The organism is Pseudonocardia spirodelae (genome assembly GCF_037727765.1).
Taxonomy (GTDB): domain Bacteria; phylum Actinomycetota; class Actinomycetes; order Mycobacteriales; family Pseudonocardiaceae; genus Pseudonocardia; species Pseudonocardia spirodelae.
In genome coordinates this window covers 318,963-330,220 of sequence record NZ_JBBJUP010000003.1, presented here as the reverse complement: position 1 = coordinate 330,220, position 11,258 = coordinate 318,963, and the positions used below count along the sequence as shown (strand labels likewise).

The window sequence follows — 11,258 nt, the reverse complement described above, 5'->3', positions numbered from 1 at the left end:
TTCACCGCCGCCGAGGACGCCCTGGAGCAGGGCGACTACGCGGCCGCCGAGGCCGCCTACCAGGCCGTCCAGGACGCCGAGCCCGCCCACGAGCAGGCGAAGGCCGCGCTGGCCCAGGTCCGCTTCCTGGCCCGCGCCGAGCAGGCCGACCCGTCGGCGATCGACCGGGCCGACGCCGCGCCCGACGACGTCGACGCCCAGCTCGCCGCCGCCGACGCGGAGATGGCGGGCGACCGCGTCGAGGCCGCCTTCAGCCGGCTCGTGAACACCGTCGCCCGCACCGCGGGGGAGGACCGCGACCGCGCCCGCGAGCACCTGGTCGGGCTGTTCGAGCTGTTCCCGGCCGACGACCCGCGGGTCAGCACGGCCCGGCGCGCGCTCGCCCGCGCCCTGTTCTGAGCCGGACCGCCAGCCGATGAGGGGCCGGCCCGCGGCCGGGCTCCGCGCCGCCGGCCTCCGTCGTGCGGTGCGCACCGCGGCGCCGGTCGTCGCCGTCGCCTCGCTGGTGACGGCGGCGCTGCTGTTCGTCCTCGGCGGGCCGCCGCTGCTGCGCTGGATCCCGGCGACCGACGTCGCCCGGATGCACGTCGACTTCGACACCTTCTGGCGCTCGGCGCACGCGCTCGCGGTGCGCGGGCCGGGCAGCGCGGCGATCTACGACACCGGGGCGGCGCTGCACAACCTCAACCCGCCGCTGCTGTCGGTGCTGCTGGTGCCGCTGGGCCTGCTGGACCCGGTCACCGGCTACCGCGTGCTGACCGCGCTGTCGGTGCTGCTCGTCGCCGGGTCCGTGCTGCTGGTGTGCCGCGAGCTGCGGCTGGGCCCGCGCTGGACCGCCGCCGGGCTCGGTGCGGTGCTCGCGTCGTCGCCGCTGCACGGCACCCTGCTGCTGGGCCAGATCTACCCGCTCCTGCTGGCCGGGCTCACCGCCAGCTGGCTCGCCGAGCGCCGCGGGCACCCGCTGCTCGCGGCCACGTGCTTCGGCGTCACCGTCGCGCTGAAGCCCTCGCTCGCACCGGTGCTGCTGCTGGCACTGGCGCAGCGCCGCGTGCGGCCCTTCGTGACCGGGATCGTCGCCGCGGCGCTCGCGACCCTCGCCGGCGTCGCCGTCGCCGGCTGGCCGACGGCGACCCAGTGGCTGGTCATGGCCCTGTCCGAGCCGGTCGGGCCGACCCCGGACAACGCCTCGCTGCCCGGGCAGGCGCTGCGCTGGGGCATCCCCACCGGGCTGGGGACGGCCGTCGGCGCCGTCCTGCTCGTCGGGACGCTCGTCCACCTGGCCCGGCGCACCGCCCGCCACGGGGCCACCGCCGCCGCGGGCACCGCCCCCGACGGCACCGCGCTGTTCGCCGTCCTCGCGACCGGCCTGCTCGCCGCGCCCATCGCCTGGCACAACTACCTGCTGCTGCTGTGGCCGGGGCTGCTGCTGCTCGTCGCGTCCGGGCGGGCGGGCGACACCCGGCGCCGGGTCGTCGCCGCGATCCTGTGCGTCGCGGTCGTCCCGGTGAGCTGGTCGGACCTGTGGGCCGACGGGGCGTGGCCCACCCCGCTGGGCCGGGCGCTCTACACGGTGGTGCTCCTGGCGACGTGGTGGTCGCTGCTGCGGCCCGCCGTCGGGCCGGTTCCCGGGAGGGCCTTCCGCTCTGCGGAAGAGTTGCACCGCGCTCCGGTCTGAGCCCCCACACTCCGCGCCACCCGAGATCCAAGGAGGCTCCCGGATGGCGGACACGTCCTCACCCGACGCCGTTCCCGGACCCACCGCGACCACCGGACCCGCTCCCCGGTCCGGCTGGGTCGCCCCGCTCTGCTGGTCTGCCGTCGCCCTCGAGGGCTTCGACCTCGTCGTCCTCGGCGTGGTGCTGCCGTCGCTGCTCGACGAACCCGCCTGGGGCCTGACGCCCGCGTCGGCCTCACTGGTGTCGACGGCCGGGCTGCTCGGCGTGATGGCCGGTGCACTGTCGGCGGGCCCGCTCGCCGACCTCGTCGGCCGCCGCCGCGCGATGCTCGCGACCGTCGTCTCGTTCTCCGTGCTGACCCTGCTGTGCGCGGTCGCGACCGGGCCGTGGACCTTCGGGGCGCTGCGCTTCCTCGCCGGCCTCGGCCTGGGCGGCGTGCTGCCCGTGGCGCTGGCGATGGTGAACGAGCACAGCCGTCCCGGCCGCGGGGGCAGCGCGACGACGATCCTGATGACCGGCTACCACGTCGGCGCCGTCGCCACCTCGCTGCTCGGGATCCTCGTGATCCCCCACTGGGGCTGGCGGCCGATGTTCGTGCTCGGCGCGCTCCCGGCGCTGGCGCTGGTCCCGCTGCTCGCCCGCCACCTGCCCGACACCGCGCCGTCGCCCGCCGCCCCGCGGGACCCGGCGCCGGACCGGACCCGCTCGCGCAACCCGGTCGCGCAGCTGGTGCGCGACGGCTACCTGCGCGCGTCGGTGGCGTTCTGGGTCGCGTCGTTCATGGGCCTGCTGCTGGTCTACGGCCTCAACACCTGGCTGCCGCAGATCATGCGGGTCGCCGGCTACGGCCTCGACGCCGCGCTGGCCCAGCTGCTCGTGCTGAACCTCGGTGCGATCGCCGGCCTGCTCGTCGCCGGGCGGATCGCGGACCGGATCGGGCTGCGCCGCGCGACCGTCGGCTGGTTCGCCGCGGCCGCGGTGTTCCTGGCCCTGCTCGCGGTGCCGCTGCCCGGCGGCGGCATCTACGTCAGCGTGCTGCTGGCCGGGGTGTTCGTGTTCAGCTCGCAGGTGCTGGTCTACGCCTTCGTCAGCCGGCACTACCCCGACCACGCGCGGGCCTCGGCGCTCGGCGCGGCCAGCGGGATCGGGCGGCTCGGTGCGATCAGCGGCCCGCTGCTCGGCGGGGCGCTGCTGACCGCGGGGATCGCCTACCCCTGGGGCTTCTTCGCCTTCGGGGCGGTCGCCGCGCTCGGCGCGGTGGCGGTACTGGCCGTGCCCGGCGACCGGCGCCACGCGGGGTGACCCGCGGTGGCACGCGTCTGGGTCGCCGACGACGAGCCCGCCCGCCCCGCCCCGGACCCGCGCCCCGTGCCGCCGCCCGACGGCGACGCGGCCGGTCCGCCGGTCCGTGACACCGAGGACCCGCAGGACCGCCCCTGACGGCCCGGCCCGCCGCACGGCGCGGCGGGCCGTCAGGGCGTTCAGTCCCGCGCGGTCGTCCCGGTGTCGGAGCCGCCGGTGCCCGAGGTGCCGGTGACGAACGACCCGGTCCGCACCGCACGGGTGCCGACCGAGCCCGGTGCGGGCGCGACCGAGGTCGTGACCGGCCCGGTGTCGTCGGTCCCGGAGTCGGCACCGGAGTCGGTCACGGTGACCGGGGCGGCGGAGACGCGCAGGTCGTCGTCCGGGGTCACCGGCGCCTCGACGTCGGTGTCCTCCGGCTCGGCGGGCAGCGCGGCCGTCGGCAGCGGCGGCGGGACCGACCCGGTGGGCACCGCGTCCTCGGCCGGGGTGGACAGCACCGGCCCGCCGCTGTCCTCGGGGACCAGCCACAGCACGCCCGACGGGGGCAGCCGCAGCACCCCCGACGCCGGCTGGCCGTGCCACATGACCTGCTCGGCCCGCACCCGGCCCAGGTTGCCCACGCCGGACCCGCCGTAGGCCGAGGCGTCGGTGTTGACGACCTCGGTCCAGTTCCCGGCGAACGGCAGCCCGACCCGGTAGTCCTCCCGCGGGGCGCCGGAGAAGTTCGCGACGCAGGCCAGCACGGTCGGACGGCCCTCGGCGTCGACGCCCTGGCGCAGGAACGAGAACACGTTGCCCTGCGCGTCGTTGGCGTCGATCCAGGCGAAGCCCTCCGGGGTGGTGTCGCGCGACCACAGCGCGGAGTGCGCGCGGTAGGTGCGGTTCAGGTCCCCGACCAGCGTGGTGATCCCGCCGTGCAGCGGGTCCTCGGCCTGCAGGTGCCAGTCCAGCGACCGCTGCTCGGACCACTCGCGGGGCTGGCCGAACTCGCCGCCCATGAACAGCAGCTGCTTGCCCGGGTGCGCCCACATGTAGGCGAGCAGCGCCCGGACCCCGGCGGCCTTGTTCCAGTCGTCGCCGGGCATCCGCGTCCACAGCGAGCCCTTGCCGTGCACGACCTCGTCGTGGCTGATCGGCAGGACGTAGTTCTCGCTGAAGGCGTACATGAGCGAGAACGTCATCTGGTTGTGGTGGTAGCTGCGGTGCACGGGGTCGCGCCCGGTGTAGTCGAGCGTGTCGTGCATCCAGCCCATGTTCCACTTCAGGCCGAAGCCGAGCCCGCCCATGTAGGTGGGCCGGGTGACGCCGGGCCAGGCGGTGGACTCCTCGGCGATGGTCACGACGCCGGGGTGCTCCCGGTAGACCGTCGCGTTCATCTCCTGCAGGAACGTCACCGCGTCGAGGTTCTCGCGGCCCCCGTGGACGTTCGGCAGCCACTGGCCGTCGGCGCGCGAGTAGTCGAGGTAGAGCATCGAGGCGACGGCGTCGACGCGCAGCCCGTCGATGTGGAAGGACTCCAGCCAGTACAGCGCGTTCGCGACGAGGAAGTTGCGCACCTCGTTGCGGCCGAAGTCGAACACGAGCGTGCCCCAGTCGGGCTGCTCGCCGCGGCGCGGGTCGGCGTGCTCGTAGCAGGCGGTGCCGTCGAAGCGGGCCAGCGCCCACTCGTCGCGCGGGAAGTGCGCGGGCACCCAGTCGACGATCACGCCGTAGCCGGCGCGGTGCAGGCGGTCGACGAACCACCGGAAGTCGTCCGGGGTGCCGAAGCGCGAGGTCGGCGCGTAGTACGAGGTCACCTGGTAGCCCCACGACCCGCCGAACGGGTGCTCGGCCACCGGCAGCAGCTCGACGTGGGTGAACCCGGTGGTGTCCAGGTAGGCGACGAGGCGCTCGGCGATCTCGCGGTAGTCCAGCCCGGGCACCCAGGAGCCGAGGTGCAGCTCGTAGACGCTCATCGGCTCCTCGTGCGGGCGGCGCCGCGCGCGGGCCTCCATCCACTCGCCGTCGGACCACTCGTGGACGTCGCGGGTCACCACCGACGCCGTCTGCGGCGGGATCTCGGTCGCGAAGGCCATCGGGTCGGCCTTGTCGCGCCAGCGGCCGTCCGGGCCGAGGATGCGGAACTTGTAGCGGGCGCCGACGCCGACGCCGGGCAGGAACACCTCCCACACGCCCGATCCGCCGAGCGAGCGCAGGGGCAGCGCCCAGCCCGCCCAGCCGTCGAAGTCACCGGTCACGCGCACGCCGCGGGCGTTGGGCGCCCACACGGCGAAGCTGGTCCCGGAGACGGGCCCGGAGGCGGTGTCGTAGTCCCGGACGTGTGCGCCGAGCACGTCCCACAGCCGTTCGTGGCGTCCCTCGCCGATGAGGTGCAGGTCCATGTCGCCGAGCGTCGGCAGCCAGCGGTACGGGTCGTCCACGGTCTGCTCGGTCGTGCCGCCGGCGCCGTCGCCGTAGGTCACGAGCAGCCGGTAGTCGCCGCCGGAGCCGGGGACCAGGCCGGAGAACAGCCCGGCGTCGTGCACCCGGGTCAGCTCGCAGGCCAGGTCGCGGTCGCCGTTGGGCAGCACGGCCACGGAGACGGCGTGCGGCCGCAGGACACGGACCACGGTGCCGTCGGCGTGCGGGTGCGCGCCGAGCACCGAGTGGGGGTCGTGGTGGGCACCGCCCAGGAGCCGGTCGGTCGTCGCCCGGTCCGGTGCGTACGCATCGGCGGGGGCGGCTCGGTCCGCTGCCAGCTCATCGGAGGTCACCGCGGAACCGTACTGCGCGTGACCGTCGCCCGCCGCGCGCGGTCGCACAGTGTTGCCGGATCGCAGTCGAGCGTGAGTGGGCCTGCTCAGCGGGCCCCGCGACGGCCCCGGTGCCGGTCCGACGCCCGCTCCAGGACGGTGTGCAGCGCCGCCGCCGAGGCGTCCCAGGTCTGCTCCGCGGCCCGGGCGCGGACCGCGTCCGAGCGGGCCGCCCAGCCCTCGTCGAGCCCGCGCACGGCGTCGGCGAACCCGGCGTCGTCACCCGGTGCGACGAACACGCCCGCCCCGCCGGCGACCTCACGGAAGGCGGGGATGTCGGACACGACGACCGGGCAGCCCCGCGCCATCGCCTCCAGCACCGGCAGCCCGAAGCCCTCGTCGCGCGAGGCCGAGACCAGCGCGACGGCGCCGTCGAGCAGGGCACGGTAGCCGTCGTCGTCGACGCCGTCGTGGAAGACCGGGCGCGCCGGGGCGGCCAGGCGCTCCAGCTCCGCGCGGACCCCCGGCGGGACGGGGGAGACCAGGTGCAGCTCGTGGCCGGGCAGCCGGGCCGCGGCGCGCGCCAGGGTCGCGACGTCCTTGTAGGGCATGAACGAGCCCGCGTAGACGATCCGGTTCCCCGGCGGGCGCGCCCGCGACGGCGTCCCGGGCGGCAGGTGGAAGTCGGTGGCGTCGGGGACGACGGCGACCGCGCGGCGGGTGAGCCGGTGCTCGGCGAGCAGGCCGGCGGTCGCGCGCGACACGCAGGCGACGACGTCGGCCCCGGCCAGCAGCAGCCGCTGCGGCCACCAGGACAGGTGGTAGGCCCGCCACACCGCCCGCACCGGCGCGGGCAGCCACGGCGGCGGCGCCGGGTGCCGGTAGTAGATGAGGTCGTGCACGGTCAGCACGACGGCGTAGCGGCGCCGCAGCGTGCCCATCGTCTGCATCGGGGTGAAGACGACCGCATCGGGCGACCCCGCGACGATCCGGTTCACGTGCCGGGCCACCAGCGGCTCCCCGGCCCCGGTCGGGGCGGGCAGGGTGTGCGCGGGCCGGTCGGGCAGCCCGTCGCGCTGGCGCGGGTCGGACACGAGCAGCTCGACCGGGGTGATCCGGTCCAGGGCGCGGACCAGCCCGGTCGTGTAGCGGCCGATGCCGTCCGGGCGTCCGGGACGGATGTAGCGGCAGTCGACGAGCACCCTCACCGGGGAAGGAAACCGCGGATCTCGCGCGCCGCCCACGCCGGGGCCTCGTAGTGCACGAGGTGCCCGGTGCGCGGCAGCAGGACGAGCCGGGCGTCGCCGAACGCGGCGGCCAGCGCGTGCTGCCCCGCGGGCGGCGCGACCCGGTCGCGGGCCCCGGCGAGCAGCAGCGTGGGCACCGTGATCCGCGGTGCCCACGGCCGTACCGACCCCGAGCCGGCGGCGTGGAAGCACTCCAGCAGGGACTCCGTCGTCGCGTAGGTGCCGAAGTGCGCCCGGTGCTCGGCGGTGATCCAGCGCCGAAGCGCCGGGTCGCGGGTGGTGGTCATCGACAGCGTCGCCGCGTCGGCGAGCAGCCGGCTGCGCAGCACCCCGTCCAGGCCGAGGCGGGCCGCGCCGGAGTGCAGCAGCGCGGTGGCCGCGGTCCCGGCGCCGGTGACGCCGCCGGCCGCCGACGCGGGCTCGGCGATCGGGTTGACCAGCACCAGCGCCCGCGGGGTGGTGGCGGCCGCGGCGCAGACGGCGGCCGCGACGACCGAGCCGAACGAGTGCCCGAGCAGCACCGTGCCCGGACCGAGCGAGGCGAGCAGGGCCGCGGCCCAGCGGGCGTAGCCGTCGACGTCGTGGCGGCGGTCGGTGAACGGCGGCGACGCCCCGAACCCGGGCAGGTCCGGCACGACGACCCGGTAGCCGGCCAGGTGCGAGGCCAGCGGGGCGAGCCCGTGGTGGCTGCCGCGCAGCCCGTGCAGCGCCAGCAGCGGCGCCCCGCCGGGGTCGCCGAGGGTGTGCACGACGGTGCGGGCGCCGTCGACGAGCTCCTCGCGGCCCGCGGCGAGCGTCGCGGTCACCGCCGCGCGTCCGCGTGCCGGCGGGCCCGGCGCGCCGACCGGAACGCCCGGACCGGGACGACCGGGCGGGCCTTCGTCCGGTACAGCTCCTCGAAGGTGTCCACCGTCGTCGCCAGCGAGTGCTCCGAGGCGATCCGCAGGCTCGCCGCGCCCAGCGCGACGGCACCCTCGGGGTCGGTCAGCACCCGGGCCAGCCGGTCGGCCAGGGCCGCGACGTCGCCGTGCGGGTAGCGCCAGCCGTTCTCGCCGGGGCGGGCCAGGTGCGGCAGCGCGCCCGCGTCGACCGCGACGACCGGCTTGCCGGTCGCCATCGCCTCCAGCGTGACCAGGCTCTGCAGCTCCGCGGTCCCGGCGTTCACGAACACGTCCAGCGCGGGGTAGACGTCGGGGATCTCGTCGTCGGTGAGCCGGCCGGTGAAGGTGACCGCGTGCTCCAGGTGCCGGTCGCGGACCAGTGCACCGAGCCGGGCCCGCTCCTCGCCGTCGCCGACGACGACCAGCCGGGCGTCCGGGACTGCACCGGCGCGCAGCAGCGCCGTGGCCCGCACGATCTCCTCGACGTGCTTCTCCCGGTCCAGCCGCCCGACGAAGCCGACGAGCGGCACGTCGGCGGCGATGCCGTGCCGGGCGCGGAACGCGGGACCACGGCCGGTGGTGTCGGGGCGGAAACGGGACAGGTCCAGGCCGTTGGAGACCGGCAGCACCGGGCCGGGGACCCCGCCCTGCTCGGCCATCGACGCGGCCAGCGGCGTCGGTGCGGTGACCAGCCCGGCCCGGCTCAGCACGCGTACCGCGTCCCACCAGAACAGCTTCTTGAGCCCGGACTCGGGCAGGTGCAGGAAGCTGATCGCCGGGATGATGTTCTCCGGGATCATGTGGGTGGTCGCCATCGACGGGATGCCCAGGTCGGCGGCCGCGGTGAGCAGCATCCGGCCCAGCACCATGTGGCTCTGCACGTGGACGACGTCGGGCCGCACCCGGCGCAGGATCGCCCGGCAGGTCTGCCGCAGGCCCGGGGGCGGGCAGAGCCGGAAGTCCGGCGGCTTGGGGACACGGCAGGACCGCACCCGGTGCTCGGTCACCGGCCCCACCCGGCGCGCCGGACGGCTGCGCAGGCCGCGGGCCGGTGCGACGACGTGCACCTCGTGCCCGCGGGCGGCCAGCTCGGCGGCCAGGCGCTGCCCGGCGTAGCTGGCCCCGTTGACGTCCGGTGCCCAGGTGTCGGCCCCGATCAGGACGCGCACACGTTCTCCTTCCGCGAGGTGGTCGCGCGCTGCCACAGCGCGCGCCCGGCCACGAGCACCAGGCCGACGCCCAGACCCACCGCCACGATGATCCACGGCCGGTCGACCAGCTCCGCGGTGAACCGGCCCCCGACCACCCAGCCGATGCCCACCAGCAGCGCGGCGCGCGCCGCGGTCAGCGGGACCACCCAGGCCACGAACCGCCGGTACGGGACCCCGGCCAGGCCGATGGCCAGGAACGCGGGGATCGCGCCGACGTCGACCAGTTTCGCGCCCAGCACCACGCGCCCCGGACGGCCCCCCACCTTCGCGCGCAGCAGCGCCCACCGGCGCTCGGTCAGACCCAGCCGGACCAGCAGCGGAGCGATCCGCGGCCGGCGCCCTCCGCGGCCCAGGACGTAGAAGACGGTGTCGGCGACGACGTCGGCCGCGCACGCCACCAGCCACACCTGCCACCAGTCGAGCAGCCCCGCCCCGGCCAGCGAGCCGGCGATCACGGTCACGACCGGTCCCTCGGCGAGCACCCCGAGCGCGATGACGGCCAGCGTCACGCCGACCGTGCCGCCGTCGGGGCGCGCGGCGAGGCCCAGGACGCCGTCGAGCCCGTCCAGCCCGAGCACACCGGTCGCCGTCACGGCTGGTCCCGGCGGTGCGCGCTGCGGCGTGGTCTCACGGTGTCCTCCTGGTCGGGAGGATTCCACGATCCCGCGGCCCGCCGCCCGGGGAGTCCGGCGTCGCCCCGGCGTCGACGGGCGGAAGCTCCGGTGACCACCGGGTGTCCCCGGCGGCCCGGACGTGCTACGGCGCGGTGGCCCGCTCGATCGCGGTGAGCGGGATCGGCAGCCAGGTCGGACGGCTGCGGGTCTCGTAGAGCACCTGGTAGACGGCCTTGTCCAGTTCGTAGGCGCGCAGCAGCGCGGCGTGCGCGCGCGGGTCCTCCCCGGCGCGGGCGGCGTAGCCGGCGCAGAACGCGTCGCGGTTCGCGGCCGACCAGTCGTGAGCCAGGCGTGCCTCGGCGGTGTCCGAACCGAGATCTGCGCCGGGCGTGTCGCCGCCGCCCGAGCGGGTCAGCAGGTGGTGGAACGCGGCGTAGTCGAAGGAGAAGAGCATCCCGACGACGTCGCGGACCGCCGAGTCCGGTGCCCGGCGCTCGGCCGGCGTCGCGGCCGGCTCGCCCTCGAAGTCGATGATCAGCCAGCGGCCGTCGGGGCGGCGCAGGGTCTGGCCCAGGTGCAGGTCGCCGTGCACCCGCTGCACCCGCACCGGGGCGCCCAGGGCGGCGACCTCGTCGTAGACCGCGCGGATCGCCGGGACGTGCGGGGCGAGGACCGGCACCTGCGCCGCGACGGACTCGCAGCGCCCCGTCCAGTACGCGGCCAGCGCGCGCGGGTCGGCCTCGGCGGAGCCGAGCTGCTCGCGCAGCGCGACGTGCACGTCGGCCAGCGCCTCGCCCAGCGCACGGGCCTCGCCGGTGAAGCCGGTCCCGGAGCGGACGGCGTCGGTGGCGCGCTCCCAGCCGTCGTGCGAGCCGGCGGCGAACTCCTGCAGCAGCGCGACGGTGGCGGGCTCGCCGTCGAGGACGCCCTCGATGCCGCCCTGCAGCGCCGCGACCGAGGTCGACCCGGCCGCCCGCAGCGCCCGGTGCAGCTCCAGGTCGGGGTTCGGGCCGGGCGTCAGGCGCCGGTAGACCTTGAGGATCGAGCGCTCGCCCCAGCGCACGGAGGTGTTGGACTGCTCGGCGTCGACGACCAGCCCGGTCTCGTCCAGCGGCAGCCGCGCGCCCGGCTCGGGCACGAACGACAGCGCGCCCCGCGTCGCGCCCTCGGCGATCAGCCGCAGCAGCATCGCGGTGACGGCGGGGTCGTGCAGCCCGTCGTAGAGGACGGTGCCGTCCTGCTCGCCGATCGGCACCGCACCCACCGGCGCGTGCCCGGCCCGGGCGAGCAGCAGCTGGTAGTGGCGGTCGGGGCCGTCGGCGAAGGAGACGGCGAGCACGAGCAGCTCCAGTGCGGCCAGGCCCTCGGGCACCGGCAGCGGGTGCCGGGCGGCCGGGGCGACACCGGTCAGCGGGCGGCCCTTCTCGGCGAACCAGCGACGCCCGGGCAGCCAGCCCCGCAGCAGGTCCCCGAGCTCGGCCAGGTCGTCGGATGCCCCGCTCGGCCGCACGCGTCGTCCCCCTCCCACCGGGACGTCCGCCCGGTGCCGACATGCCGCCGCGACGCCGGTCGGCGCCGCACGATCGGCATGC

The 11,258-nt window shown here is 76.6% G+C and carries 10 protein-coding genes; 4 read left to right on the top strand and 6 right to left on the bottom strand.

The features are described from left to right. The 4 genes from WJX68_RS05605 to WJX68_RS05590 form a co-directional block, all read left to right on the top strand. Positions 1-399, top strand: a 399-nt coding sequence (locus WJX68_RS05605) for a tetratricopeptide repeat protein (protein WP_340286646.1), incomplete at its 5' end; no start/stop codon positions are given. Between the two features lie 67 nt (positions 400-466). Next, the gene (locus WJX68_RS05600; RefSeq protein WP_340286644.1) at positions 467-1,675 is read left to right on the top strand and encodes a glycosyltransferase family 87 protein; all 1,209 of its coding nucleotides are present in this window, start codon (positions 467-469) and stop codon (positions 1,673-1,675) included. Positions 1,676-1,718: 43 nt separating this feature from the next. Further along, positions 1,719-2,978, top strand: coding sequence for an MFS transporter (locus tag WJX68_RS05595; protein ID WP_340286642.1), 1,260 nt, complete (start codon positions 1,719-1,721; stop codon positions 2,976-2,978). A gap of 6 nt (positions 2,979-2,984) precedes the next feature. After that, on the top strand, positions 2,985-3,116 hold the full coding sequence (locus tag WJX68_RS05590) for a hypothetical protein (RefSeq protein ID WP_340286640.1): 132 nt from the start codon (positions 2,985-2,987) through the stop codon (positions 3,114-3,116). A gap of 41 nt (positions 3,117-3,157) precedes the next feature. Here WJX68_RS05590 and glgB read toward each other — a convergent pair whose 3' ends face one another. From glgB to WJX68_RS05560, 6 genes are all read right to left on the bottom strand, one after another. Further along, positions 3,158-5,719: a 1,4-alpha-glucan branching protein GlgB gene (gene glgB, locus WJX68_RS05585; protein ID WP_340286670.1), complete on the bottom strand. Its 2,562-nt coding sequence runs from the start codon at positions 5,717-5,719 to the stop codon at positions 3,158-3,160. 101 nt (positions 5,720-5,820) lie between these two features. Further along, complete coding sequence (locus tag WJX68_RS05580) at positions 5,821-6,921, bottom strand: glycosyltransferase family 4 protein (protein WP_340286639.1); 1,101 nt, start codon at positions 6,919-6,921, stop codon at positions 5,821-5,823. Further along, positions 6,918-7,766: an alpha/beta fold hydrolase gene (locus WJX68_RS05575; protein ID WP_340286637.1), complete on the bottom strand. Its 849-nt coding sequence runs from the start codon at positions 7,764-7,766 to the stop codon at positions 6,918-6,920. The genes WJX68_RS05580 and WJX68_RS05575 overlap by 4 nt, the downstream gene beginning before the upstream one ends. After that, positions 7,763-9,010 (bottom strand): glycosyltransferase, encoded by a 1,248-nt coding sequence (locus WJX68_RS05570; RefSeq protein WP_340286635.1) that lies wholly within the window; start codon positions 9,008-9,010, stop codon positions 7,763-7,765. The genes WJX68_RS05575 and WJX68_RS05570 overlap by 4 nt, the downstream gene beginning before the upstream one ends. Further along, on the bottom strand, positions 8,998-9,645 hold the full coding sequence (locus WJX68_RS05565) for a DedA family protein (protein WP_340286633.1): 648 nt from the start codon (positions 9,643-9,645) through the stop codon (positions 8,998-9,000). The genes WJX68_RS05570 and WJX68_RS05565 overlap by 13 nt, the downstream gene beginning before the upstream one ends. A gap of 163 nt (positions 9,646-9,808) precedes the next feature. Further along, positions 9,809-11,176, bottom strand: coding sequence for a maltokinase N-terminal cap-like domain-containing protein (locus WJX68_RS05560; protein WP_340286631.1), 1,368 nt, complete (start codon positions 11,174-11,176; stop codon positions 9,809-9,811). Positions 11,177-11,258: the final 82 nt, after the last annotated feature.

Excerpts from the sequence above, each read along its gene's own strand:
- WJX68_RS05595 (WP_340286642.1), top strand. The coding sequence starts at position 1,719 with ATGGCGGACACGTCCTCACCCGACGCCGTTCCCGGACCCACCGCGACC.